Annotated in this window: 31 protein-coding genes and 1 pseudogene; 8 read left to right on the plus strand and 24 right to left on the minus strand. The window is 69.6% G+C overall.

Annotated elements, in window-relative coordinates; genetic code table 11:
- Window positions 1-148: 148 nt before the first annotated feature.
- Window positions 149-1,084 (minus strand): tyrosine-type recombinase/integrase, encoded by a 936-nt coding sequence (locus ACIBQ8_RS35710; RefSeq protein ID WP_397194216.1) that lies wholly within the window; start codon window positions 1,082-1,084, stop codon window positions 149-151.
- A gap of 344 nt (window positions 1,085-1,428) precedes the next feature.
- Between ACIBQ8_RS35710 and ACIBQ8_RS35715 the strand changes: the two genes are divergently transcribed.
- The 5 genes from ACIBQ8_RS35715 to ACIBQ8_RS35735 all read left to right on the plus strand — a co-directional run bounded on the left by ACIBQ8_RS35715 (window position 1,429) and on the right by ACIBQ8_RS35735 (window position 4,908).
- Window positions 1,429-2,199, plus strand: coding sequence for an endonuclease domain-containing protein (locus ACIBQ8_RS35715; RefSeq protein ID WP_397194217.1), 771 nt, complete (start codon window positions 1,429-1,431; stop codon window positions 2,197-2,199).
- A 100-nt stretch (window positions 2,200-2,299) separates the two neighbouring features.
- Window positions 2,300-3,535, plus strand: a complete 1,236-nt coding sequence (locus tag ACIBQ8_RS35720; protein WP_397194218.1) for a hypothetical protein — start codon at window positions 2,300-2,302, stop codon at window positions 3,533-3,535.
- 55 nt (window positions 3,536-3,590) lie between these two features.
- Entirely contained in the window at window positions 3,591-3,896 is a 306-nt protein-coding gene (locus ACIBQ8_RS35725) for a hypothetical protein (protein ID WP_397194219.1), read from the plus strand.
- Window positions 3,886-4,335: a hypothetical protein gene (locus ACIBQ8_RS35730; RefSeq protein ID WP_397194220.1), complete on the plus strand. Its 450-nt coding sequence runs from the start codon at window positions 3,886-3,888 to the stop codon at window positions 4,333-4,335. The genes ACIBQ8_RS35725 and ACIBQ8_RS35730 overlap by 11 nt, the downstream gene beginning before the upstream one ends.
- A gap of 306 nt (window positions 4,336-4,641) precedes the next feature.
- The gene (locus tag ACIBQ8_RS35735) at window positions 4,642-4,908 is read left to right on the plus strand and encodes a hypothetical protein (RefSeq protein WP_397194221.1); all 267 of its coding nucleotides are present in this window, start codon (window positions 4,642-4,644) and stop codon (window positions 4,906-4,908) included.
- A 98-nt stretch (window positions 4,909-5,006) separates the two neighbouring features.
- On the opposite strand, the gene ACIBQ8_RS35740 is transcribed toward ACIBQ8_RS35735, so the two are convergent.
- The 3 genes and pseudogenes from ACIBQ8_RS35740 to ACIBQ8_RS35750 form a co-directional block, all read right to left on the minus strand.
- Window positions 5,007-6,350, minus strand: coding sequence for a VanZ family protein (locus tag ACIBQ8_RS35740; RefSeq protein ID WP_397194222.1), 1,344 nt, complete (start codon window positions 6,348-6,350; stop codon window positions 5,007-5,009).
- 70 nt (window positions 6,351-6,420) lie between these two features.
- Window positions 6,421-7,017 carry a hypothetical protein gene (locus ACIBQ8_RS35745; protein ID WP_397194223.1) on the minus strand — a complete coding sequence of 199 codons (597 nt, stop codon included), beginning with the start codon at window positions 7,015-7,017 and terminating at the stop codon, window positions 6,421-6,423.
- 269 nt (window positions 7,018-7,286) lie between these two features.
- Window positions 7,287-7,442, minus strand: a pseudogene (locus tag ACIBQ8_RS35750) (IS5/IS1182 family transposase); the annotation flags it as partial.
- A 126-nt stretch (window positions 7,443-7,568) separates the two neighbouring features.
- On the opposite strand from ACIBQ8_RS35750, the gene ACIBQ8_RS35755 reads away from it, so the two are divergent.
- Window positions 7,569-8,192: a hypothetical protein gene (locus ACIBQ8_RS35755; RefSeq protein WP_397194224.1), complete on the plus strand. Its 624-nt coding sequence runs from the start codon at window positions 7,569-7,571 to the stop codon at window positions 8,190-8,192.
- Window positions 8,193-8,576: 384 nt separating this feature from the next.
- The gene (locus tag ACIBQ8_RS35760; protein ID WP_397194225.1) at window positions 8,577-8,744 is read left to right on the plus strand and encodes a hypothetical protein; all 168 of its coding nucleotides are present in this window, start codon (window positions 8,577-8,579) and stop codon (window positions 8,742-8,744) included.
- A 62-nt stretch (window positions 8,745-8,806) separates the two neighbouring features.
- Here the strand turns inward: ACIBQ8_RS35760 and ACIBQ8_RS35765 are convergent, their stop codons facing one another.
- The 3 genes from ACIBQ8_RS35765 to ACIBQ8_RS35775 form a co-directional block, all read right to left on the minus strand.
- Window positions 8,807-8,953, minus strand: coding sequence for a hypothetical protein (locus ACIBQ8_RS35765; protein WP_397194226.1), 147 nt, complete (start codon window positions 8,951-8,953; stop codon window positions 8,807-8,809).
- The gene (locus tag ACIBQ8_RS35770; protein ID WP_397194227.1) at window positions 8,950-9,543 is read right to left on the minus strand and encodes a hypothetical protein; all 594 of its coding nucleotides are present in this window, start codon (window positions 9,541-9,543) and stop codon (window positions 8,950-8,952) included. Before ACIBQ8_RS35770 ends, ACIBQ8_RS35765 begins: the two co-directional genes overlap by 4 nt.
- Before the next feature lie 132 nt (window positions 9,544-9,675).
- Window positions 9,676-10,005 (minus strand): hypothetical protein, encoded by a 330-nt coding sequence (locus ACIBQ8_RS35775; protein WP_397194228.1) that lies wholly within the window; start codon window positions 10,003-10,005, stop codon window positions 9,676-9,678.
- 512 nt (window positions 10,006-10,517) lie between these two features.
- Here ACIBQ8_RS35775 and ACIBQ8_RS35780 point away from each other — a divergent pair.
- A complete protein-coding gene (locus ACIBQ8_RS35780) occupies window positions 10,518-11,195 on the plus strand; it encodes an HNH endonuclease family protein (RefSeq protein WP_397194229.1) in 678 nt (225 codons plus the stop codon).
- A 7-nt stretch (window positions 11,196-11,202) separates the two neighbouring features.
- On the opposite strand, the gene ACIBQ8_RS35785 is transcribed toward ACIBQ8_RS35780, so the two are convergent.
- The 17 genes from ACIBQ8_RS35785 to ACIBQ8_RS35865 all read right to left on the minus strand — a co-directional run bounded on the left by ACIBQ8_RS35785 (window position 11,203) and on the right by ACIBQ8_RS35865 (window position 21,700).
- Window positions 11,203-12,870, minus strand: coding sequence for a hypothetical protein (locus ACIBQ8_RS35785; RefSeq protein ID WP_397194230.1), 1,668 nt, complete (start codon window positions 12,868-12,870; stop codon window positions 11,203-11,205).
- Window positions 12,851-13,285, minus strand: a complete 435-nt coding sequence (locus ACIBQ8_RS35790) for a hypothetical protein (protein WP_397194231.1) — start codon at window positions 13,283-13,285, stop codon at window positions 12,851-12,853. Before ACIBQ8_RS35790 ends, ACIBQ8_RS35785 begins: the two co-directional genes overlap by 20 nt.
- Window positions 13,286-13,380: 95 nt before the next feature.
- Window positions 13,381-14,148, minus strand: coding sequence for a formyltransferase family protein (locus tag ACIBQ8_RS35795; RefSeq protein ID WP_397194232.1), 768 nt, complete (start codon window positions 14,146-14,148; stop codon window positions 13,381-13,383).
- A complete protein-coding gene (locus ACIBQ8_RS35800) occupies window positions 14,145-15,314 on the minus strand; it encodes a hypothetical protein (RefSeq protein ID WP_397194233.1) in 1,170 nt (389 codons plus the stop codon). The genes ACIBQ8_RS35795 and ACIBQ8_RS35800 overlap by 4 nt, the downstream gene beginning before the upstream one ends.
- On the minus strand, window positions 15,314-15,967 hold the full coding sequence (locus ACIBQ8_RS35805) for a hypothetical protein (protein WP_397194234.1): 654 nt from the start codon (window positions 15,965-15,967) through the stop codon (window positions 15,314-15,316). Before ACIBQ8_RS35805 ends, ACIBQ8_RS35800 begins: the two co-directional genes overlap by 1 nt.
- A 127-nt stretch (window positions 15,968-16,094) precedes the next feature.
- Window positions 16,095-16,808 carry a PP2C family protein-serine/threonine phosphatase gene (locus tag ACIBQ8_RS35810; RefSeq protein WP_397194235.1) on the minus strand — a complete coding sequence of 238 codons (714 nt, stop codon included), beginning with the start codon at window positions 16,806-16,808 and terminating at the stop codon, window positions 16,095-16,097.
- A gap of 81 nt (window positions 16,809-16,889) precedes the next feature.
- Window positions 16,890-17,030 (minus strand): hypothetical protein, encoded by a 141-nt coding sequence (locus ACIBQ8_RS35815; RefSeq protein WP_397194236.1) that lies wholly within the window; start codon window positions 17,028-17,030, stop codon window positions 16,890-16,892.
- Window positions 17,031-17,105: 75 nt separating this feature from the next.
- Window positions 17,106-17,441, minus strand: coding sequence for a hypothetical protein (locus ACIBQ8_RS35820; protein ID WP_397194237.1), 336 nt, complete (start codon window positions 17,439-17,441; stop codon window positions 17,106-17,108).
- Between the two features lie 72 nt (window positions 17,442-17,513).
- On the minus strand, window positions 17,514-17,702 hold the full coding sequence (locus ACIBQ8_RS35825; RefSeq protein ID WP_397194238.1) for a hypothetical protein: 189 nt from the start codon (window positions 17,700-17,702) through the stop codon (window positions 17,514-17,516).
- A 122-nt stretch (window positions 17,703-17,824) separates the two neighbouring features.
- Window positions 17,825-18,238: a hypothetical protein gene (locus tag ACIBQ8_RS35830; RefSeq protein ID WP_397194240.1), complete on the minus strand. Its 414-nt coding sequence runs from the start codon at window positions 18,236-18,238 to the stop codon at window positions 17,825-17,827.
- Window positions 18,239-18,366: 128 nt separating this feature from the next.
- Complete coding sequence (locus ACIBQ8_RS35835) at window positions 18,367-18,591, minus strand: hypothetical protein (RefSeq protein ID WP_397194241.1); 225 nt, start codon at window positions 18,589-18,591, stop codon at window positions 18,367-18,369.
- 167 nt (window positions 18,592-18,758) lie between these two features.
- The gene (locus ACIBQ8_RS35840; RefSeq protein ID WP_397194242.1) at window positions 18,759-19,031 is read right to left on the minus strand and encodes a hypothetical protein; all 273 of its coding nucleotides are present in this window, start codon (window positions 19,029-19,031) and stop codon (window positions 18,759-18,761) included.
- A 268-nt stretch (window positions 19,032-19,299) separates the two neighbouring features.
- Window positions 19,300-19,674, minus strand: a complete 375-nt coding sequence (locus ACIBQ8_RS35845) for a DUF6011 domain-containing protein (RefSeq protein WP_397194243.1) — start codon at window positions 19,672-19,674, stop codon at window positions 19,300-19,302.
- Between the two features lie 192 nt (window positions 19,675-19,866).
- Window positions 19,867-20,160: a hypothetical protein gene (locus tag ACIBQ8_RS35850; protein WP_397194244.1), complete on the minus strand. Its 294-nt coding sequence runs from the start codon at window positions 20,158-20,160 to the stop codon at window positions 19,867-19,869.
- A 56-nt stretch (window positions 20,161-20,216) separates the two neighbouring features.
- A complete protein-coding gene (locus ACIBQ8_RS35855; protein ID WP_397194245.1) occupies window positions 20,217-20,630 on the minus strand; it encodes a hypothetical protein in 414 nt (137 codons plus the stop codon).
- A gap of 102 nt (window positions 20,631-20,732) precedes the next feature.
- Window positions 20,733-21,131, minus strand: coding sequence for a hypothetical protein (locus ACIBQ8_RS35860; protein ID WP_397194246.1), 399 nt, complete (start codon window positions 21,129-21,131; stop codon window positions 20,733-20,735).
- Window positions 21,132-21,166: 35 nt separating this feature from the next.
- Window positions 21,167-21,700 carry a DUF6573 family protein gene (locus ACIBQ8_RS35865; protein ID WP_397194247.1) on the minus strand — a complete coding sequence of 178 codons (534 nt, stop codon included), beginning with the start codon at window positions 21,698-21,700 and terminating at the stop codon, window positions 21,167-21,169.
- Window positions 21,701-21,765 lie beyond the last annotated feature (65 nt).

Below are 21,765 nucleotides of genomic sequence, written 5' to 3' on the forward strand. Positions count from 1 at the left end.
TCTTGAAGTAGCTGATCATCCTAGACTCTTGGGTCATTGTCGGCCCAGGCCAAGATCCATCAGGAGGCCGGTGGTTCACAGACGCCTTCTCGCCGATCTGACATATGTGCCATGTCGATGCCAAGATCACTGAAGCCCTACACTCTGCTCATAGGCCGACGCCGCGCATGGCGTTGTCGCGCCAGCGGTCAACCGGCCTGATGTAGCGAAGCAGGACCGGCGAGGTCGGTGACCAGCGCCCGTGCTTGGCGATCGTGGAGACCGGGATGCCGGCCGCGTAGGCGACGGTGGCGCCGCCGGCGCGCAGGCTGTGCGCGGTGTACTCCTCCGCTCGCGGGACCTTGGCCTTGATCGCGGCTGCCCGGACGATCTCGTTGACGGCGTCCGCGCCGAGCGAGCGGCCGATGGTGTCGTGGACGTACAGGCGGCGCAGGAGGCGGCCGCCACGCTGGCCCGCCTCGTCCAGGGCGCGGGTCCATGCGAGGTAGGCGTCGACGGGGTCGGTGATCGGGTGCTCGCCGCGGGGAACGGCGACGGTCTCTCCGCGGCTGTCCTTGTCGGTCTTGCTGGTGCGGATCGTCACCTCCAGGCCCTCGGGGGCGAGGACGACGTCGTCGCGGTTGAGGGCGACGAGCTCGGAGCGGCGGCCCATGATGGCCAGGCCCAGGACGAAGACCAGGCGGTCGCGGATGCCTTCCAGAGTGCCGGGGTCGCAGGTGCCGACCATGGCCTTCAGGACGTCGATGGTGACGGGCGGCGCTTCGCGCTGGCCGCGCTGGCCGTTCTCGGCGCGTTGCCGCTTGTACTGGCGCAAGACCTGCAGGGCGGCCTTGCCGTGTGGCTGGCCGTCGTGGCCGGCGTGGGTGTGGTGGGTGCGGATGGCGCCCATGGCCTGCTCGATGGTTGCCGGGGCCTTGCCTTGGTCGGCGAGGTGGGTGACGTAGTCGGTGAAGGTCTGGGCGGTGGCCGGGAGGGGGACGCGTCCGTTTCCGTGGCCGGGGTGGGCGCACCAGGTGGTGAACAGGCGCCATTGGCGTTCGTAGGCGCGGCGGGTGTTGGCGGGGACGCTGTCGGCGAGCCGCACGCGCGTGCTGTCCGAGATTGCGAAGTCAGCGTCTGTGTAGGTGGTTTGCGACTCGGTGGGGGCGATAGCCGGTGTGTCGCGTTTGACCAGTTCCAACCGCTTCTCCTTGGCCAGGTCGTGTACCCGTGATAAGCCACCTTATCGCGGGTACAAAGATCAGGTCAGGCCAATCGCCCCAGCACCAAGAGCACACCAAGCACGGATCACGCGCACACCTATATATAGGGGCGACCACGGTCATACGCCCGACAACGCCCCCCATACACGCTTACAGCCCACCCATCACCCATGCCGGTTTCCCCATGCACCCCCGAACCGCCAATCCCCCATGCCACCGTGGCGCCATGGACCGCATGCCACAGATCCGCTTCCACGGCGAGCATCTCGTGATGATCCCCGGCCCCGAGGTCGTGCTCCGGCTCCCCGTCGACGGCCAGGTCCTCGCGCAACTGCCGTGGGCGAAGGACAACCGACGCTGGCTCATCACCACCCTGGACCTCTACCACCGCCCGCTGTGGCACGAGAACCGGTGGCACCTGCCACGCAACTGCCTCACCCGGGCGATCACCGCTGCAGTCGACCGCTACGGCTACGTCGCGGTTGTCCGGGACATGGCGACCCTGTCCCGGTGCGACCGCAGATGCCAGGAAGCGACGGGCGGCGAGTGCAGCTGCTCCTGCATGGGCGCCCACCACGGGGAGAACTCGCCCCACTGGTACGAGCGCCACGGCGACGCCGTGGTGTCCGACCGCGGCGAGTTCACCCGCAGCGCCATCATGTACGGTCCGTGCGGCGCCGACGGCGACGCTCAGCTCTACCGCGGCGAACTGGCCGGCCGCCCCTACCGCACAGACCGCAACAGCCGGCGGGACTGGCCGAGCGCCGCGACGTTCATGTGCGCCTGCTGCGCGACCGAACGAGCTCAGGTGTGGGACCACTGCCACACGCACGGGCTCGTGCGGGCACCGCTGTGCAGCCCGTGCAACACGCGGCACTGGCACGGCTGGCAGGCCGCGCATGGGCGGGCGAGCCGCAGCCGGAACGTGGACGAGAGCTATTACAGGTGGTGCGGACGCCACGGCGTCGAGGGGGAGCAGCGGCCGTGTAGCAGGTGAGGTGTGCGGCGGCACGTCCTATCCCCTATGCCCTACCAACGCCCAACCGTCCCTCTGCGCCCGTTTCGATTCTGTCGGTTCAGCACGGCAAGCTATACCCGTGACCTTCACCCCCCTTTTCTGGGAATACGACCTCCTCTCCGTGTTGAGGTCTACCGAGCAGAAGATGCTGAATCGCCTTGAGTCGTGGGACCAAGACGCGCTGCTCAGTGCCTCCGAGCATGACGTCGTAGAGACGTTGACCGACCTGGGAAGTGTGGAATGCCCGCGTCTCCGACGTGACGAGGCGGAGATGGAGAGGCCGAAGGAAACGACCCAGCAGTTCATGGAGTTCGGGCGCCAGATTGAGCGGCGCGTTCCTGCCCTCACCCTGGTCGTCCCCTTCGACGGCGAAAGCGATGTCTTCCGCACGAAGCCGTCCACCGTCTCCAGCAGCCCGCCGCTCGTAGAGCGTCTGGCCCCTGGCCAGCTACATATCACTGTGGAGGGCCAGCTGGTCGACGGCGACCAGGTCCGGGCGAACTTCGACCAGCAGTTGGACCGGATCGAGCAGTGGCTGGGATGGGCACGCGAGGACATCGACCGTCACAACGCCAAGATCAGGGACACGGTGCCCGGCGTGGTTGCGCGCCGGCGCGCCGAACTGCTGACCATCCGTGACGTGCAGGCCGCAGTCGGGTACCCGATTCGCAAACGCGCTGATGCCGCTGCCTACAGCGTTCCCGTCAAGCGGCGTACGCTCCGCCCTGCGTCCAGCGCACCCCCCGCCAAGAGCACGCGGTTCGTTCCTGAACCTGTCCTGACTGAGCAGGACTACGAGGCCGCCCTTGAGGTCCTGCGACACTCCCGGAACGCCTTGGAGCGCACACCGTCCCTGGCGGCCGGGATGGACGAGGAGACGTTCCGGAACCTCCTGCTGGTCTTCCTGAATGCCCAGTTCGAGGGGACGGCCAGCGGTGAGGTGTTCAACTGCGACGGCAAGACCGACATCTTGATCCGCGAGCGCGACGGGAACGTCTTCATCGGCGAGTGCAAGATCTGGGCAGGGCCCAAGACCGTCTCAGGGGCCCTAGACCAGGTGCTGCGCTACATGGCGTGGCGCGACACCAAGGCAGCACTCCTGGTCTTCATCAGGAACAAGGACGTCAGCGCCGCCATCCGCTCTGCTGTCGAGGCGGTCGAGGCACACCCGAACTACAAGCGCCGGGGACGGCACGACAGTGTGGAGCGAGCCGACTTCGTCCTGCACGCCAACGGAGATGTGGACCGGGAGATTCATCTCGCCCTGCTGCCCTTCGCGCTACCCGGCGACGCCACCAGCCGTTTCAGTCGCTAAGGTCAACCAGCACAGCTCCCCGCGCGGCTGCGGCCGTGCCGATAGCGTGACGCGGGTGAAGGCTCGACAAGGCACAGAGACCTGGACGCACCGCCTCTGCTTCGCCTGGGACGACTCCGAGCTGCCTGCCGCGCTGCGTGAGTCGTTGACCACCGGTGGCGGGTTGAAGGATCGAGGGCTCGGCGAGTACGCCTGGACGGTCAGCGTCACCGGCGACGTCGGCGCCGGGACCGCCAAGGAGCGCGCCGACCGCGCGGCCTGGCTGGCTGCGGACACGCTCGCAGCCCACGTCGCCGAGCTCGGCGAGCACGCGGCGCTGGTCCGGCTTCTGGCGACGGAAGCGGTGCGCGGTGACGTCTGACGAGCTGGCCACCCCCGGGCCGGAGCCGCTGAGTGGCCGCCTGGTCGACGGCGAGATGCCGCCGCTGCCCGGCGGCGCGGTCGAGGTGTGGCACTGCGGGCTGCGGATGGCCCACCAGATGAGCGGGATGCGGTGGACGGTGAATCGCGGCTCGGCGCGGCCGGGCGCGGGAACCGGCGGCCAGCTGCTGACGTGCACGCGGTGCGGCGCGCGTGCGCTGGTCCAGCTGGAGGTGCCGGTCGCCGACTGGACACCGCCCCAGCACGCCCCGGGCGCTGGCAAGACCGGCTTGCCGCCGCAGTGGCGCGCGGCGGCACGGCGCGCCGCGGTGGCAGAGGTGCGCCGGCGCGTGGCCGGGCAGGTGGCGGCCACGGCCGACGAGCATGCGGTAGCACTGGCGGACGCGGCGCTCGGCGCACTCGCAGATCTTCCCTGGTAGATCCCTGCCGCATGGGTGCCTCACCGGCCCCCGGCCGAGGGAGCCGCCGAATGTTCCCGAACGTTCCCGAGAGATGTCGAAGGACGTCGAACACTGCCGGAGGGTCCCGGCCGTCTGCGAATGCATGACCTGCCCAGGTGCCGGTGCCTATGCTGGCGAGGCGACTACTTCCCCCGCAGGAATCACCATGGCCGACCAGCCTTCAGAGGCCACCTCTCCGCCGCGTCGCCTCACCGTCGTACCGGCCCCACCCGAAGACGCAATGCCCCCTTCACGCCAGCGAACCCAGGGAACGAGGTCGCCCTCGTGCACGCCGCATACGCCGCCGGCGACCTGACCGCCGAGCAGGCCACCGAGATGCTCGCCGCCCTCCCCGGCCGAGAGGAGACGACGGCCGAACATGGCTGGCGTGCCGACCTGGTCCTGGCGGGGCTGGTGACGTGTGGCGGCTGTGGCGGCGACCTGGCCCCGGACATGACCGCCGGCGTCGTCACCTTCGCGTGCCCGGCGCAGAACTGCGGCCTGGTGCGCATCGCGCTGCCCGGCGACGCCACGAACCGCTTCCACCGCTAAGTCAGCAGAAAGGCCGCAGGGCCCGAGGTCGCATCTCAATCGGGCCCGGCGGCCTCTGTGAACTGCAGCATCAGGTTGGAAGATGGCTCAGTAGTCGGTCAGACCTCTGCACCGGAGGGGTCGATAGTCCGGATTATGTGAGGCTTGGTGGCATCGATTACAACGACCCATCGATCTCGATTTCCGGCCGCGCTTCCGTCTAGCGTCAAACCAATGGCCCATACCGGCGTCCATTCGCCAGCGATCTGTTCGGCCAGAAGTTCGACGGATCCGATCTTGTGCGTTGGAATTTTCGACGATGCGAGCGATTTGGCCTCGTCGATAGACACGGCCACCGAGGGAAGCTTCCCAGTAATCTCGACGGGAGCACCATCAAACCCTTGAATTTCACCAGATGAGCTAATCGTGACGTCCAACCTAAAGGGCAGAAGGATGCCCCTGTCTCGCTTCCTCCAGCTCGCCACAAAATTCCGACTCGAATCGCCGCCAATCACGGCGGGTAGACCTGCTATCGAAGCCCATTTGAGTTTCTTAGCAAAATCCCTGGCACGACTCTCTGCAGTGTTTTTGTCAATCTGAAGGCCACCCGAAACGGGAGCCAAAGACGTGATGGGACGCTGCCCAATGGACGACCCAAACTGCCCATAGAACGGGTTTCCCGCGCTCCACTCGATGTACAGAAGGCCGCCGTCGAATCGGACCGCCGCAATCGGCTTGAGGCCAAGACCCGGGAGGTTATCCTCAGCAAGCTGAATCTGAGTTATCTTTACGTCGTCCCCGAGCAACCCCTTGGCGATACGCTCTCCGCGTTCCTGTTCTTCCTGGCTTGCCGGCCTCCAGGGCGATGTCGAGGAGCCCGATGTCGCTTGCCACTCAAGTCCGATCCCCGCGAGAAGGCTGACAGTACAAGCGACGCCGATCACCATCGACCATATTCTCCACTGAAACCCATCAGGCCGATCAGTTTTGAAGTAGCGCATCACCCCAGCGGCGACGCTTGCGCCAACGATGCCACCGAGGGAATTGGCGATCAGGTCCGAGGTGTCACACTGGCGAGCAAGCACCGAGACTGCCCCCTGGAGGAGTTCTATCGCACCTGAGAGAGCAGCGGCGCTGGCCATGGCGAGGAATGGTCGACGCGAGAGCAATGCAAGAAAAAAACCAAACGGGACAAATAGTCCGATATTGAGCATCCCCGAGACGCCCAGAACGCCTTCAGATATGGGCGTGATCGTACAGAAGCCCGCGGTTTGAGCCGAATCACCTACCGGAGCAAGCGTCACGGAGACGATTGCCGCCACCGAGATGGATAGAAGGACCGCAAGAGGGGCGGGAATAGCCTTCCTCTTCGCCCACGACGCACCTCCAAGCGCGAAAAGTACCCCAAGTAGCAGGCTGCCTACCAAGAGCTCCACATTGCCCCGAAGGACGGCTTGCAGCATTTCTCTTCCTCGCGATGAAACGGCGGTGGCGCCGAGCGGCACATAAGTCGCACGGCGCCACCTTGGTCAATCAGCAGCTTGCCGCTGAGGGTGTCTGGAAGCGACCCTGACCATCAGTGTAGAGGAAGCCGTAGACGGAGGGGCAGCCCGGAAGGTAGTTGTTATTCCAGCTGTCCGACTCGTAATTTCCGGCAGTGAGGTAGAAGTACCCCCCAACAACTTCTGTGCCGCCAGAGTTCCACCCCATGTAGGAGTGGATCTGAGAGCCGCTCGTCTTCTCGTAGGTGACGTTGATGTTCTTGTAGCTCGACCCCGACGATCCCTGCCTTATGGTAATGCAGAGGCCCCCGTTGGAGAGCGATGTGCACTTCTGGGACGGTAGAGACAGGGTGCTGAGGGGTCGCGAAGAGTTCGGCCCTGTCTCGACCTGAGAGGGCTCCTGGTAGCGCGGATTGTCGTCAGCGTACGCCGCCGCGCCCGCTAATCCGGTACCCACGACGGCCATCGAGACGCAGAGCGCGGCCTTTAGGGCCAACTTGGAAATCGAGAACACCAGGTCTCCAACCATGCTCGATTTTGACATCCGGCATATTCCGACTATCGAGGCCGGGCCGGAAAGAACATGATCACCTTGACACTTCTTTAGAACTTGGGTCAATTGTGACATGTATCACATCGTGTACGCTCTAGTGACATAATGCATCGGCACACTCACGGAAATCACATTTCTCGCCTCCGAACTGGCCTCAGGTGTCGTAAAGCAACCCCAACTTGCCGTCCACGCAAAGTGGATGACTGACCCGTAACAGCACATTCGGTCCTCCGAATGACACCAAAGCTGCACAGTCACTGAACTTGCACCACACGGGATATTGACTTTTTGACCAAGCTGGGGTTCCAGCTTGGTCGGCAGGCCCTCTGAAGGGCTGAGGGTTCTCATCGCGTTTCGCAGCCCTGAAGGACGAGAACGGCCTTGACGAGTTGACAGGTGCGAAGAGCGCAGCAACGGAGCTTGCTGAGGAACTTCCATGCCTTCAGTTGTGCGTTGGCCCGCTCGCCGGGCGCGCGGAGCTTGGCGTGCGCCGGAGTTGCCAAATGTTGCCGAGCGATGTCGAAGAACTTTTAACGCCGCCGGACGGTCCCGGCCACTTCCCAACGCGTGACGCGCCCAGGTGCCGGTGCCTACGCTGGGGCGCACTACTTCCCCCAGGAGTCACCATGGCCGACCAGCCCCCAGGCGACGCCACTCCCCCGCGCCGCTTCACCGTCGTACCGGCCCCACCCGAAGACGCACCGCCGCAGCTCGCGCCTGGGGATGCCGGGAACGAGGTCGCTCTCATGCATGCCGCGTACGCCGCTGGCGACGTGACCGCCGAGCAGGCCGTCGAGATGATCGCCGCGCTCCCCGGCCGCGAGGAGACGACGGCCGAGTACGGCTGGCGGGCCGACCTGGTCCTCGCCGGGCTGATGACCTGCGGCGGGTGCGGCGGCGACATGACTCCCGATATGACTGCTGGCGTCGTCACCTTTGCGTGCCCGGCCGACGACTGCGGTCTGGTGCGCGTGGCGGCGCGCGTGCTGGTGCCTGCCGTGGTGCAGCAGGTGCTGGAGCCGTTGCGGACCGGCGCGGCGCCTGATCTGCTGCTGGCGCTCGCGCACCGCCGCGGCGCCGAGTTGGTGCCGCCGGACAAGACGACCGTGGAGAGCTGGTGGGCGAGCGCGGACCCCGATGCGCAGAAGGAGTTGCTTGCTCTGCTTGTTGACCACGTCGTCGTCAAGCCTGCCGATGGACCGGGATTCGACGTCGCGGGTCGGCTGTCGCTGGCGTGGCGTTCGGGCTGACGTGGAGGGGGCCGGGGTTCGCGACGCTTCCCCACGCGCGAACCCCGACTCGAACACAATACCGAGACAGGGCAAAGTGCTACCAGCTCAGGGCCGGTGATCGGTAGCTCGGGTGCCTGGCCCCAGGTGCCACCCCGACTCCCACTACGGGGGGACGCTCAGGGATGGGAGGGTCCAGCCCACCGTGGCGGTAGAGCTGGCGAGCGCCCGCAGCTCAGAGAGCGGGTCCCTGTCTCCCCGGCTTCACAACACACCACGGGTAGACCCGGCGCCCGGCCACGGCGGGCGCCGGCCCCGGTGTTCGCTGAACGGGCCTGTGACGCCCGGGATGTCGACCCAGCCGGATAGCGTGGCCATGTCATCCTCCCCCCCAGGGAGATTCCCATGCCCGATCAGGACCAGGCCGAGTCGAGCTTCGATGCCTATATCAGGCTGGCGCGCGAAGCCCTTGAGCGCCTGGAGCGCGAAGAACAGGCCCAGAGGGGGAAGGTGAGCCGGCAGCGGACGCAGAGGCTGGCGGCCGAGACCGGCCCGGACGATCAACCAGCCTGATCAGATTCCGAGGCCGTGAGAGGCCATGCGCCCGTCCAGCCAGCTCTGCGCCAGCCATTCGTTCAGTTCACGCTGGACGGGCGCATGTGCGTGATCTCCCGCTCGAAGCCGGGGTCGAACGCCCAGAACCCGTGAGGGCGCATCCGCTCGTCGGCCCGCTCCAGCGCGTCGAGGGCGGGCATGGCGATGGGCATCCGTTCCGGCTTCACCAGTCCGGATTCTGCCAGAGCACGGCCGAATCGGCGGCCGGCCCGTTGTTCGTCTCCACCAGGTGCGGCTTATCGCTGCTGTCAAGACTGAACCAGAGGTTGACGTACTGCCAGGCGCCGACGCGGCGGATGCTGAGCACGTTCCGCTCGGCGTCCCTCAGGATCTGGTCGAACTCGCCGGTGCTTCCCGCAAGCGTCTCCAGCGCGTGGCGCACGGCATCACGCTCGCACGCCAGCGGCGGAATTTCGGATGTGGGCCGGACCCAGAGCTGGGCGGCCCGGTCCCACCGGAGGGTGCCAGCTTCTGCCTCGCGGACGACGCGGGCGACGTTCGGTCTGGCGCCGGGGGCGTCCCACGCGCACTCGGCCCACCCCTGGTCGGCGTCCGGGCGGTGCCACCAGCCTTCGCGGCTGGCCTCGATGAGGCCAGGGAACAGGCCGGTCCAGATCGCGGGGCTGGTGGAGGTGTGTTGTGCGCAGTCCAGGCGCTGGCGTCCGCAGTCGGGACATTGGGCTACGTCGCAACCGGCCGCGTGGGGCTGCCCAGGGTTGACGTGGCAGTCCGAACAGATGGTGAAGGCAAGGCCCATAAGAGTCTCCTGGCGCTCGTTGTGCGTCCCTGGCGGTGGAGCGGCCCAGAGCCAGCCTCCACGGCGGGGCGCAGAGCGGCCCGAAGCCAGCCTCTACACAGCGGCCACGCTAGCACGCGGCGGTGTGCTCGTTCAGGGGATCTTGACGGCGGGCATGAGGCCGCCGACTGTAGGGTGCGAGCACACCCAGTCGAGCAGGCTGCTGAACGCCTCGTGTGTGCCTGCGATGGCCGGGATGGGGCCGCCGGCGAACACGTAGACCTGGCGCTCGCGCCTGATGGCGTCGATCCACTCATTCGGCGCCTTGGTACTGGCGACCTCGACCAGGCACTGCCCGCGGCCGGCGACGACCAGGCGGCGTGCCTGCGACAGACCCAGCCGCCAGCCGGGCCGGGCCTGCTGCATCTGGTAGCCGGGGGCGCCGTCATCGCCGGTGTAGGTCTCGGTGCGGGGGACCCCCACCGGTGCATCGCCTCGACGAAGACGTCGACGCGGCGGTCCAGCAACGGCAGCGACACGTACAGCACTGCGGTGGGCCAGCCGGCGGGGGGCGCGGAGAACACGAACGCCCGGGCGTCGACGTCGTCGCGGGCGACCGGCCACAGGGCCGAGTGAGTCAGGGTACTCATGGGGCCAATCGTGCTGCGCTCGGCGCCGTGGCGCCGGGCAATCCGGAGGATCGGCGGTCATGAGGCACGGCGCGAAGTCGTCGGGCGCACCTGCCGGCGGCAGGACGCGTACGTCACGGTGGGGCGGGCGCGGCCCAGCTCGGCGCTGGCGCTCGAGAGCGTGGCGGCTGACGTCCAACACCAGCAGTCTCGCAACCGGACACGATCTCGGCGCTGGTCATTGCCATGAGAGGTCGGCTGGCCGCTGCGGTGGTGAGGTAGCTGTCACCGCACTGAGAGCGCCGTCCCTCTGCCTTGCTGTTACGTTCCGTTAAGACTGGTGACGCAACGTGACAGGAGTGCCGCATGCTTTTCCCCGTCCGCCGCATGCTCCTCACCGCCGCCGCGATGGCCCTGCTTGTCAGCGCGCCGGCCATCCCGGCCTCCGCGCTCCCCCAACGGGCGCAGACGATCCACCTCCACCAGGCCGTGGCCTTGCTGCGGGACGCCCACGAAGGCAGCAGAGCGGGCTACAGCCGCGACCGGTTCCAGCACTGGATCGACGCAAACCACAACGGCTGCGACACCCGAAAGGAAGTACTGATCGAGGAGGCGGTCCAGAAACCGGAGATCGGCTCGCGCTGCCGCCTCGCAGGCGGAGCCTGGTACTCCTACTACGACGATGCCACCGTGACAGACACCAGCCGGCTCGATATCGACCACATGGTTCCCCTCGCCGAGGCGTGGGACAGCGGAGCGTCGGCCTGGACCGACGAGCGCCGCAAGCGCTACGCCAACGACCTGGACGAGCCAGTCGCACTGGTGGCGGTGACCGACGCGACCAACCAGTCCAAGGCCGATCGAGACCCCGCCGAATGGCTCCCGCCCCACCAGGGGGCGCACTGCCGCTACCTGGGCGAATGGCTGACGGTGAAACTCCGGTGGGACCTTGCCGCCGACCTTGCAGAACAGCACACGATCACCGACCTCGCCGCCGACTGCCCGGACGTCGAGTTGACGTTCACCCGCGTAGACGACGTCTAGCCGCTTCTCAGCGGTGGCTGCCGCGGCCTGGCTCTCCGGCGGTGGTGCTGCGGCCATAGCGGGCGGCGGCGGCAGACCTCTTGCCAGGCTGCCGCCCCGCAGCTGGGTTACGGATGCTGGAGGTGGCCAGTCGTTCGGCCCAGAACGCCATCACCACGGCGTCGCCGGCGTCCGGGGAGCGGCCGAGCCGGGCGACGACGTCGTCCTTCGGCTCGACCTGGATCTTCGGCGGCAGGCCGGTCGTGATCCGCCAGGTCGGCGTGGTCAGGTCCGAGACGAGCAGGTCGTCCGGCGGCAGCATGATGGCGCTGTCGAAGGCGGGGTCGAGGAGCTCGCGCAGCTGCCAGTAGGCGGCCGAACGGACGTTGTTGAAGCCGAACTCGCCATCGCGGGTGCGTGCGCGGGTGCCGGCGGCGCCGGTGTAGGCCAGGACGGGGACGCGGAGCTCGCGCAACCGGTCGACCACTCCCCCTCCGACGCCCACGGAGTCGACGACGGGCACGGGCTTGTGCTCGGCGCGGCCGCTGCCGCGGGCGGCCTGGACGCGGGCGGTGACGGCCATGGTGTCCTTGTCGTCGTGCCGGTCGAGCCGCAGGACCGCGGGGCCGTGGCGGTGGGCGAAGGCGGTGGAGTCGCCGCCGGTGCGGGCGACGTCGACGCCCAGCACGCGGCGGCCGGCCAGCTGGGGACGCTCGGCGTCGGGCAGGGCGTGCCAGGCGTGCCAGCGCTCGATGGCGGCCTCGACCCAGGCCAGCGGGATGACGGCGTCCTCGTCGGAGGCGTGGAACTCCCCCAGGACCCGGTTGGCGTACAGGGCGGATTCGGCGCCCCACTGGCGTTTACGCTGCTCGGCCCAGTCCGGGGAAATGCGGCCGGCGGCGATGGCCTCGGCGAGGGTGACGTGGCGGACGTGCCAGTCCTCCAGGCCGGGGGCGCGACGGTGGATGTCGTAGAAGCGGCCCGCGGGCGGGCCGGGGGTGGAGATGGCGAGGGCGAAGGCTTCGGGCAGGCCCTCCATGCGGCCGCCGGAGAACGCGCCTTCGATGGCGTCCCAGGTGGCGTCCGGGACGATCTTCGCTTCGTCGATCAGGTACAGCAGGGAGTCGGCGTGGGCGCCCTCGATCAGCTCCGCCTTGTTCGACGCCACGGCCGAGGCGGCGCCGTGGGCGAGCTTGAGGTTCAGCGCCAGCAGCTCGGTGCGGTCGCTGAACGGCGGGAAGCCGAGCACGTCCCAGCGGATGCGGCGCGCCCACTTGTGGATCTCGGGCCACAGGTAGACCGCCAGGTGCCGCCAGGCGCTCGCGGTGGTGAGGACCTTCCAGTCGATACCGGCAGCTTCACGGGTCGTGGCGAACCACAGCACGACGATCGAGGCCACGGCCGTCTTCCCGAGCCCATGCGGACCCCGAACGGCGACGCGGCGGCGCCGGGGCAGCGCGCCGACCACGTCGTCCTGATACGGCGTCAGCGCCTGCCCGTCGGGCCAGTCGATGCAGTCGCGCGCCCACCCTGCCGGGTCGTACAGGTAGCGGGCGGCCTGGTCGCTGACCCGGCGGCGGGCCAAGCGCTCGGTGAGCTGGTCGCGTAGCGCGCGCAGCCGGCGGACGTCGCCGGCGCGCACCAGTTCATCCAGCTGGCCGCGGATGCGGTCCAGGTCAGGTTCCGGTGTCGTCACGGCGGGTGTGGACGGCCTGGTCGAGTAGGGCGGCGATCTCCTCGCCGAGTTGCTGGGCCTCGACATTGACGCGGGTGGGCGCTTCGGCGCCTTCGATGCGGGCGCGGCCTGCCAGGCACTTCAGGACGACCTCGGCGGCCTTGGTGTCGCCGCCGAGTGCGGCGGGCCAGAACGCGGCCTGCAGGCGGTCGTAGCGCATGACCGTGATCTGGCGGAGCGCCGCGGCCTCGTTGTCCTGCTCTTTGCGGATGGCTTCCAGTGCGCGGCGGACGTCCCTGCAGGCGGTGTGCCGGTCTTTGTAGCCGAGCTGGTCGGTGATGGTCTGCCAGTCGACTCCGGCGAGCTTCATCTTGATGGCCTTGGCGCGGCGTTCGGCTGTGGCGGCCTGCTGGGCCTTGGATGCGGGCACGGTCACCTCCTGTCCGGGACACGTTGTGTGGCGTTCGGGGCCACGTTCTTCATGGGGCCACGTTCACTGGTCATCCGCCTCCGCGGGGGCGGGGTCGGCGGCTACGGCACGGCGGCCCCGTACGTGGCGCGGCGCGAGGTCCGGGCGCGGGCGAGCGCGGGGTCTGCGACGTAGCGCAGTCCCCCGGCCGGGCCCGGCGGCGGGAGCTCGGCGAGCTCGGGGCGGTGCAGCCGCGGCCGCTGCCATGAGGGCTCCCAGGTGGCGCACGCCTCGTCCTGCGGGACGTAGGCCACGGTGCCGGCGTCGATGTCGGCCAGGACGCGGGCCAGCAGGTGCAGGCCGAGCGGGAACAGGTGCTCGCGCCACAGGGTACGCGGGGTGGAGCCGGGCGGCACGAGCACGTAGTCCTGGGCGGCGAGCGGTCCGCCGTCGACGGCGTCGGTGAGGTGGTAGACGCTGCCGCCGGTGACGCGGTCGCCGTCGCGGATGGTCCACCGTACGGCGTCGCGGCCGCGGTGGAGCGGCAGGAGGCTCGGGTGGTAGCCGATGGCGGCCAGGCGGGCGCGGGCGCGGGTGCGGCGGCCGAGGAAGGTGTGGGAGTGGGCGGCCACGATGACGTCGGTGCTGTCGGGGATGTGGGTGGCGTTGAGCCGGGCGGCCTCGGTCCAGGGGGCGTGGTGGCGGTAGGCGGCCTGGCGGAGCAGGTCGTGCCGCATGTCGGGGTGGCCGAAGGCGTCGGCTACGGGGTGGTCGGGTGGGGCGTAGGCGGGTGAAGCTGCGCCGACGAGGTGGTGGCCTTCGTTGATGACGAGGTCGGCGACGGCGGCGCCGAACGCGCGCTGGCCGCTGACGTAGACGTTCAGGCTCACGATGCGGCTCCTTGCTGGAGGCCCACGTATCGGAAGCCCTGGACGGCGCGCAGGTGGCCGCCGTAGCCGGTGGCCTGGGTGACGATGGAGCCGCCGGGCCGGTGCTCGGCGACCCTGATGCTCTTGGCCGACTTGGCCTTGCTGGCGCCGTGGAGGGCTGCTGATACCTGCCGCCAGCGCGGGTCGCGGCGGAGCGCGGCGGCGAGCTGGGGGTGGGAGGTGTGGAAGATGGTCGTCATGCGGCGGCCGGGCAGGCGGCCGCGGCCGGTGCGCTGGAGTTCGCAGACGTGGTTGAGGAAGCGCATGCCGACGCCTGCGCCCTGCCATTCGGGGAGGACGACCAGGCGGCAGGCGCGGGCCTCGACGGCGGTGCCGGCCTTGGTGATGACGCTCTTGGTGCTGACGCCGACGTGGACGATGGGGGCGCCGTCGATGAAGCCTACGTAGCAGCGGGCGGCCACCATGGGGGGTGCGTCTAGATAGTGATGTGGCTTGAAGATCGGCCATAGTTCCCAGCCGCCTTCGCGTATCTCGAGCTGGAGGCGAGGGCGGCGGTGTTGAACCGACCCCCTGGCGAACTGGCCGGTGAGGGTGTCGTAGATCCAGTCGGGTTCGAGCCAGTCGAGCACGTCGTAGTGGCAGGTGAGCAGGACGGCCTGGCCGCTGGTGCGGCGCCAGGCTTTGGCGAACGCTCCGGCGCCGATCTGGGCGATCTGGCGGTCGACCACGCTCGTGAACTCGTCGATCACCACGCGCGGGGGCGCTTCGGCGATGATGCGCGCGAGGTCTGCGCGGAAGCGTTCGCCGTTGGACAGGACCTGGTAGGGGCGTAGCCAGGTGGGGACGTCGCCGAGGCCGACGGCGCCGAGGGCGGCGCAGACGTCGTCGAAGCTGCCGGCGGGGTTGATGCCGTCGACGATGGGGGCGTCGGTGGGCCAGCCGTCGGGGTTGTAGAAGGCGGTGCCGTCCCACAGGGCGCGGCCGATGCTGGTCTTGCCGGACCCTGAGGGGCCGACGATGACGCCGATGCGCCAGTCGTGGTCGTCGATGTCGAGGTCGGCGGTGTGGGTGAAGCGGCTGCCGTCAGCGCAGTTGAACAGGCTCTTGACGCGGGCGGCGCGGTAGCTGGTGGCGTTGATGGTGTGCTGGTCGATGGTGATGCGCATCAGGTCGTCACCACTTTGCAGTCGAAGCCGAGGTCTTGGAGCTGGGCGTAGACGGATCCTTGTTCGCCTTCGCTGCCGCACAGGACCATGACGGCGTACTGCTCGCGGTAGGAGTCGCCGGTGCCTGCAAGGAGGTCTGCGGTGTGCAGCGGTTCGCTGTCGCCGGCGGCCAGGATGGCGTCGAGGTCGGTGTGGGTGTAGCCGGTGCCTTCGAGGTCGCCGTCGAGGGCGGTGAGGAGGTCGGCCAGGGCCTCGGTGTCGTAGCCGCCGAGTTCGGCGGTCTTGTTGTCGGCGAGGTTGATGCGGCGAGCGGTGGCGTCGTCGCAGGTGATGATTTCGACGCGGGCGGCGGGTTCCCAGGGCTGGTTGCGGCAGATGCCGCAGGACTGGCGGCCGCCGTCTGGGGTGGTGGTGGTCTGGCCGCAGTCGCCGGGGCCGTGGGCGGCCAGGGCCTGCATGGTGTGGTTGCCGGCTAGGACGATGAGTGGTCCGTGCTCGAGCTCGCGGACGACGAGGGACCGGTACTGGCTGTTGCGGCGCAGGCTGGCAAGGATGGCGTCCACGTTGCCGCGCTTGGCGTTGCCGGGGTACGGGGTGAGTTCGTCGAGCGGGATGAGGGCGGTGCGCAGATAGCCGACCTCGGCAGTTGTCATGCTTCCCCCTGGTTGCGGATCTTCTGCCAGAAGGATATGGCGACGCTCGGTAATGATTCGGTAACCGTACGGCGCGGGCGGGTGTGGTGCGGGCGACCCGGCTCGGAGGGGTGAGCCGGGGGGAAGGTTATGGCGTGGCGCGGGGCAGGTCGGCGACGAGGGCGGACGCGTTGTCGGCGTAGTCGTCGGTGTGGGCAACAGCGGCGGCGGTGAGGGCGTGGGCGGCGGTGCGGGGGCTGCCGGAGAGGTAGGCGGCCAGGTCGATGCCGGAGTCTTCGAGGGGTTCGTAGGCGCCGTCGGAGACGAGCAGGAGCCGTCCGCTGGGGGCCTGCACGGTGTGGGTGCCGATCTGGGGGGTGGGGCGGCGGCCGAGGCAGGAGGTGACCAGGTTGCGGGCGTCGATGCTGGGCTCCTGTTCCTGGTCGAGGAGGACTTGGCGCATGTTGTGGTCGCGGGTGAGCCGGCGCAGGGGGCCGCCGAAGGGCTGGAGGTAGGCGCGGCAGTCGCCGCACCAGGCGATCTGCAGGGGGCCGCCGGGGGCGGTGACGGCGACGACGGCGCAGGCGAGGGGCAGCACGTCGTCACAGTCGTAGCGGAGGTTTTCGGCGGCGGTGACGGCGGCGGTGGCTCGGAGGCCGTCCTCGGCGCTGGCGCGGATGGCGGCGACGCGGGCGAGGCGGCGGGCGGCGGAGCGGGTCCATGTCTGGACCAGGGCGTTGCTGCCGATGCCGTCGAGCAGGACGTAGGCGCGGGCGCCGGTGGTGGGGTCGGTGTAGGTGGCGGTGGCGTCGCACTGGTGCGTGCGGTCGCCGATGAGCTGGGCTGCGGCCTGGTGGCGCATGGAAGGTTCCCCCGGGTCTGTGCGGTGTTGCCCGTCTGTTGAGTCGTGCTGGGCGGCCCTGGGTGGGGCCGCCGCGCGCGGTCAGCGGTCGTAGAGGTGGTGGAGGACGAGTTCGGCGGCCTGGTTCCTGTCGCCGATGATGGCGGTGACCTGCTCGACGGTGTCGAGGTAGGCGCGCAGGAAGTCGGCGGCGAGTCCGGTGGGCGGCGTGATGACGTTCATGGGGCGGCCTTTCGGCGGCGGTGGGGCGGGACGGTGGAGGGCGGGGCGGCCCGCCTGGGCGGGCCGGGCGTCGGGTCATCGGGGGTGCTGCTGCTCCATGTCGGAGGCCATGCGGGTCAGGATGGTCAGGACGGTGCCGGCGTCGGCGCCTTCGCAGGCGAATGCGGCGGCCGAGGTGATGGCGTGCAGCAGCACGTCGACGGGCTCGGGGGTGGGGCCGAGGTCGGTGTCGCGGCGCTGGCGGACGGCGGCCACGTAGGTGTCGATCAGCTGGGATGCCTGGGGGTTCTCGGCGTCCATGCGGCGGCGGCTTTCGCGGGCGATGTCGAGGATGCGCTGGCGGTCGTAGTGGTGGAGGGCGACGGCGCCGCGGGTGGCGTAGTAGGTGGTGGCCTCGTCGTGGTGGCTCATGGTTGTCCTTCCGGTTGTGGCGGGGCTGTTGGGGCGGGGTGCCCCGGCCGGGTGGCCGGGGCGGCGGAGGGGTCAGTAGCCGCGGCGGCACTCGCGCAGGTCTGCGGCGGTGTCGGTGTGGGTGTGGACGAACTCGGTGTCGCAGTGGTCGCACATGGCCATGAGGAGGATGCCGATGTTCTGGGAGGCGAGCAGGAGGAGGCGGCGGGTGGTGGCGCAGGTGGGGCAGTGGCCGTGGGTGGTGCCGTCGTCGCCGTACATGTGACCCCCTAAAATCATCGCCGTGTTGAACACTACTAAGTATGCTCGACGGGAGGTCGGTAGTCAAGCCGAGCACTACAAAGTTTCGACCTGACGGGCCCTTCCCGGCCGGTCGCCGCCGATCAGGCCTCGTCGCCCCGGATCACGCGCAATACGCGCGCGCGGCCCTCGCCGGTCTCCACCAGCTGCCGCCCCTCTCTCCCGCCCTGCCCGGGGTCGCCGCCCCCCGCGGGGCCGTCCGCCGCGCCGGCGGGACCGTCGGCCTGGCCGCCGTCCGGACAGGTGGCGCGGTGGGCGTGAGCGGTTTTCTCGATGGAGTCCAAGGGGGCGTCCTCGCCGAATCCGAGCCAGAACGTGCAGGTCTGGCCGGTGCAGGACAGCCGGATGTAGGGCTGGCGGGTGATGGGGCTGAGGCCGACGCAGTCCACGATAAGCCGGGGGGCGGGGCCGTGCTTGGCCTTCAGGGTGGCGATCTCCCCCTCGTGGGATGCGGCGAGCAGGCCCAGGACGGCCATGTCGGCGAGCGAGTTGAGCATGTGGTGGCGCCTTTCGCGAGTGCCGCCGGAGCGGCCGTGATCGGGATGGAGGCCGGCAGGCCCCGTGCCGGAGGGGGGAGGGGTGAGGGGCGGGGCCGGGGGGTGAGTCCGGCCCCGGCGTGCGGGCTCTAGCGGGGGGTGAGGGCGACGAGTTCGGCGGCCCATTCGGCGCCGATGCGGGTGATGGTCTCGCCGAGCAGCAGGCACAGGCGGGCGTCGTGTCCGTTGTCGCGGGCCACGCGGGTGAACGTGGCGGCGCACTGGATGGTCGCCTCGCGCAGGGACAGGTCGCGCTTCGTCATCCAGCGGGCGATCTGGTACCTGACCTGGTCGACGTCGAGCTTGGCGTCCATCGCCACCTCCACAATCTTTGTCGTGCCGAACACGTCTAAGTATGACGACCGGACCCGTCTTAGTCAACTTCAATACTACAAGGTTAGGTCGGTTTCCGCCCTGGGGAACCGGTCAGAGCGAGGGGGCCGGGGCGATCAGCGACGCCCGGCGGCCGGACGGGGAAGCGCTAGGAGGCCAGGCACAGGGAGCGGAGTTCGTCCAGCAGGCGGGGCGCGTCCGGGCCGATCGGCAGGCCGTGCGAGCCGCAGGCGTCCACCAGGGCGCGCATCATCCCCCAGGTGATCGCGGGGACGGCCTCACCGTCCCGCACCCCCTGGACCGCGCCGGCCAGCCGCCCGGCCACGTGCTGCGGAGTGAGTTCCGTCCGGCTGCGCACCTCGACGACCCGCTCGTCATCGTGCGTGAGGTAGGAGAAGACGATCAGATTGCTGCTGCTCACAGTGGGCTCCCTATCGGGTCGAAGAGTGGGGCATGGGTGCTGCGGTGCTGGGCAGAGGGGCGGCCGCCGCGCGGGCGGCCGGGCAGGGCGGGTCAGTCCTCGTAGTCGTCGCACTCGTCCCTGTAGGCGGCTTCGCTGGCCAGGTCGAGGGGTTCGCCCTCACGCCAGGGGATGCGGCGCTCGTCGGGGGTGGTGAGGTAGGGCATGATCTGTCTCCGTTTTGGGTGGCGGGGTGGCCTGGGCGGGCGACCCAGGCCGGTCGTGAGGGTCAGGCGGCGCGGCGAGCGGGCGCGGCGGCGGTGAGGATCTCGACGGCGGCACGGTGGTAGCAGCGGCGGCCCCGGACTCCGGCGGGGCAGGTGCAGCCGCAGGAGTGGACGAGGTAGGTGACGGTGCCGTCGGAGCTGACGGCGGTGTAGAGGCCGGGGCGGCGGGTGGGGACGATCGCGGCCTGCTCGATGAGGTCGGCGGCCTTGGCCAGAGCCTCGGGCTTGTAGCCGGGCAGGTCAACGGTGCGGGCGGCGGCGACGACGCGGGCGTGGCAGGTGCGGCCGCGGCCGCGGGCGATGGAGGCGGCGGAGCGGAGGGTGCGGCCGCAGCTGAGGCAGCTGGTGGGGGTGGCGTGCTGGGTGGCGGCGGCCATCTCGGCTCCTAACATTGTAGTGCTGAACACCTCTAAGTATGCTCGCACCGCACCACCCAGTCAAGCTGAGTACTACAAAGTTTTGGGAGGTCTCCCACGCCACACGACGAAGGGCGGGGCGCCGATCACTCGACACCCCGCCCCGGCGGAATCACACTCGCGGGCACCGGCCCGCCCGCACCGGCCCTGCCGTCAGGACCTGGCCCGGCCAACCGGCCTGCCACCGCCGGCCCCCTGCCCCGGGCGCGGCCAGCGGATGATCGTCTGCGGCTTCCACACCGGGGTACGGCCCAGCATCTTGTCCTCCTTGGGCAGGCCCACGGCAAGCTGCTCCTCGGTCAGCTCCTCCCCCGCCTCGGCGCGCTCACGCAGTTGCTGGCCACGCAGCCGATAGGTGTGCACCGTGCGCTGCTTGACGTCCAGATAGGACGCGATGTCCGCCATGGTCCAGTAGTCGGCGTTCATGTCCACGTCAGCCTCAGCCATACAAGGATTATGGCGCGGCGAGATCTCGCCTAACACCTTCTCGGCCGTGAACCCGCTCACGAGGCCCCTCCCTCCGCTACGGCGCCAGGCGCGATCGGGCCGCCCTCGGCCAGACGCTCGGCCAGCAGCCGCAGGGCCAGGCGGGCGTCGCGGACGTGCGCGGCGACGCCGGCGCGCTCGGCAGGGCCGGCGGCCACGGGCGAGGCGATGTGCGTCAGCCGGTCGGCGAGCTCGGCGATCTGCGCGGCGACCGCGACCGGGCCTCCGTCGGGTCCGGCGGCGTCGGCCTGGCGGACCAGGCGGCGCACCGTGGCGGGGATGTCGTGGGGATGGACGTCGGCGGAGGCCAGCAGGCGGCAGCGCTCATCGGCGGCGTACAGGCCAACCTCGGCGCGCTTGGGGGCGACGCGGTCAACGACGAGGCGGTAGCGGCCCCCCGCGAAGGCGGGCAGCTGGTAGCGGGCGAGCATCGAGCGGGCCTTCCTGTCAGCACGGACGGGCGATGGGGGCGGGGCCGGCCGGACCGGGCCCGTGGCGGGCCGGCCTGGCCGGCTGGGGGGTGGCAGGGGAGGTCAGGGCGCAGTGTCGGGGCCGGCCGCCTGTTCGGCGTCGCGGGCGGCGACCATGGTGGCGGTCCAGCTGGCCACCTCCACGCCGGGGGCGAGTGTGCGGGCGAGCTCCAGCGCGGTGTCGTGGGGGAAGTAGTGCTCGGCAGCCCACGCCTTCCGGGCTTCCTCGGCCGCGCGCTCCTCCTCCTCGGTCTCCGGCTCCTTGTCGTCGCCGGGCCAGCTCGGCCCCCAGGAGGGCACTCCGTCGCGGTCGAGGTGGGTGCCGCGGTGGATGAGTGCCCAGCCGTCGTAGTGGGGGACGTACTTGACGACGATGGTGAAGGCGGAGGCCATCTTGTGGGTGTCGGGCAGGCAGCTCACCCAGTACTTGGCGGGGCGGACGCGAGCCTCGGGTGTGGTCATGGTCTTCCTTTCGGGCGTTGGGCGGACAGGAGGGGTCAGTCCTCGTCGGGGCGCATGATGGTGAGTACCAGCTCGCCGTGGTCGCCGGGGCCTGCGACGATGTCGAGCCAGACCTGGCGGGGGGCGCGGGCCGAGCCGGGGCGGGGAACGCGGTAGAGGGAGAAGCGGACGCGGGAGGCGTCGCCGGATGCTCGACGGACGGCCATGCGGGCCATCCACAGGACGTCCCAGAGGCGGCCGGTCTCGTCGTTGCAGATGCCCTTGCGGGCGTTGTCGTCGCAGGTCCAGGCGACGCAGTCCTCCCAGGCGGCGCAGGTGATGGCGACGGGGGCGCGGAAGGCGACCTCGCGGACCAGGTGGGCGGGGACCTCGATGAGGAGGCCGTCGGCGATCATGTCGGCGCGGGTGTAGGCGCTGATGACGGTGAGGCCGGCGAAGGGGTTGCCGTCGGAGGCGACCGGTTGGGGGGCGCAGCGCATGGCGACGGGGCTGACCGTGTCGTCGTGGTCGACGAACCCGCCGATGAGGCTGTCGATCTTGCTGATCAGCTGCTCGCTGTTGCTGGTCATCCAGCCCCCATTTCCTTGACGTATTGAACACTACTAAGTATCGGCATCCATCCTCACGATGTCAA

Origin of the sequence: Nonomuraea sp. NPDC049646, from assembly GCF_044465525.1 — a bacterium.
GTDB lineage: Bacteria > Actinomycetota > Actinomycetes > Streptosporangiales > Streptosporangiaceae > Nonomuraea.

Coding starts and splice junctions, on each gene's coding strand:
- ACIBQ8_RS35860 (WP_397194246.1), bottom strand. CDS start 21,131: ATGACCACACCCGAGGCTCGCGTCCGCCCCGCCAAGTACTGGGTGAGC.
- ACIBQ8_RS35805 (WP_397194234.1), bottom strand. CDS start 15,967: ATGACAACTGCCGAGGTCGGCTATCTGCGCACCGCCCTCATCCCGCTC.
- ACIBQ8_RS35830 (WP_397194240.1), bottom strand. CDS start 18,238: ATGCTCAACTCGCTCGCCGACATGGCCGTCCTGGGCCTGCTCGCCGCA.
- ACIBQ8_RS35850 (WP_397194244.1), bottom strand. CDS start 20,160: ATGGCTGAGGCTGACGTGGACATGAACGCCGACTACTGGACCATGGCG.
- ACIBQ8_RS35865 (WP_397194247.1), bottom strand. CDS start 21,700: ATGACCAGCAACAGCGAGCAGCTGATCAGCAAGATCGACAGCCTCATC.
- ACIBQ8_RS35845 (WP_397194243.1), bottom strand. CDS start 19,674: ATGGCCGCCGCCACCCAGCACGCCACCCCCACCAGCTGCCTCAGCTGC.
- ACIBQ8_RS35800 (WP_397194233.1), bottom strand. CDS start 15,314: ATGCGCATCACCATCGACCAGCACACCATCAACGCCACCAGCTACCGC.
- ACIBQ8_RS35755 (WP_397194224.1), top strand. CDS start 7,569: ATGGCCGACCAGCCCCCAGGCGACGCCACTCCCCCGCGCCGCTTCACC.
- ACIBQ8_RS35855 (WP_397194245.1), bottom strand. CDS start 20,630: ATGCTCGCCCGCTACCAGCTGCCCGCCTTCGCGGGGGGCCGCTACCGC.
- ACIBQ8_RS35820 (WP_397194237.1), bottom strand. CDS start 17,441: ATGAGCCACCACGACGAGGCCACCACCTACTACGCCACCCGCGGCGCC.
- ACIBQ8_RS35740 (WP_397194222.1), bottom strand. CDS start 6,350: ATGCTGCAAGCCGTCCTTCGGGGCAATGTGGAGCTCTTGGTAGGCAGC.
- ACIBQ8_RS35760 (WP_397194225.1), top strand. CDS start 8,577: ATGCCCGATCAGGACCAGGCCGAGTCGAGCTTCGATGCCTATATCAGG.
- ACIBQ8_RS35825 (WP_397194238.1), bottom strand. CDS start 17,702: ATGTACGGCGACGACGGCACCACCCACGGCCACTGCCCCACCTGCGCC.
- ACIBQ8_RS35745 (WP_397194223.1), bottom strand. CDS start 7,017: ATGTCACAATTGACCCAAGTTCTAAAGAAGTGTCAAGGTGATCATGTT.
- ACIBQ8_RS35815 (WP_397194236.1), bottom strand. CDS start 17,030: ATGAACGTCATCACGCCGCCCACCGGACTCGCCGCCGACTTCCTGCGC.
- ACIBQ8_RS35780 (WP_397194229.1), top strand. CDS start 10,518: ATGCTTTTCCCCGTCCGCCGCATGCTCCTCACCGCCGCCGCGATGGCC.
- ACIBQ8_RS35715 (WP_397194217.1), top strand. CDS start 1,429: ATGGACCGCATGCCACAGATCCGCTTCCACGGCGAGCATCTCGTGATG.
- ACIBQ8_RS35770 (WP_397194227.1), bottom strand. CDS start 9,543: ATGGGCCTTGCCTTCACCATCTGTTCGGACTGCCACGTCAACCCTGGG.
- ACIBQ8_RS35835 (WP_397194241.1), bottom strand. CDS start 18,591: ATGGACGCCAAGCTCGACGTCGACCAGGTCAGGTACCAGATCGCCCGC.
- ACIBQ8_RS35810 (WP_397194235.1), bottom strand. CDS start 16,808: ATGCGCCACCAGGCCGCAGCCCAGCTCATCGGCGACCGCACGCACCAG.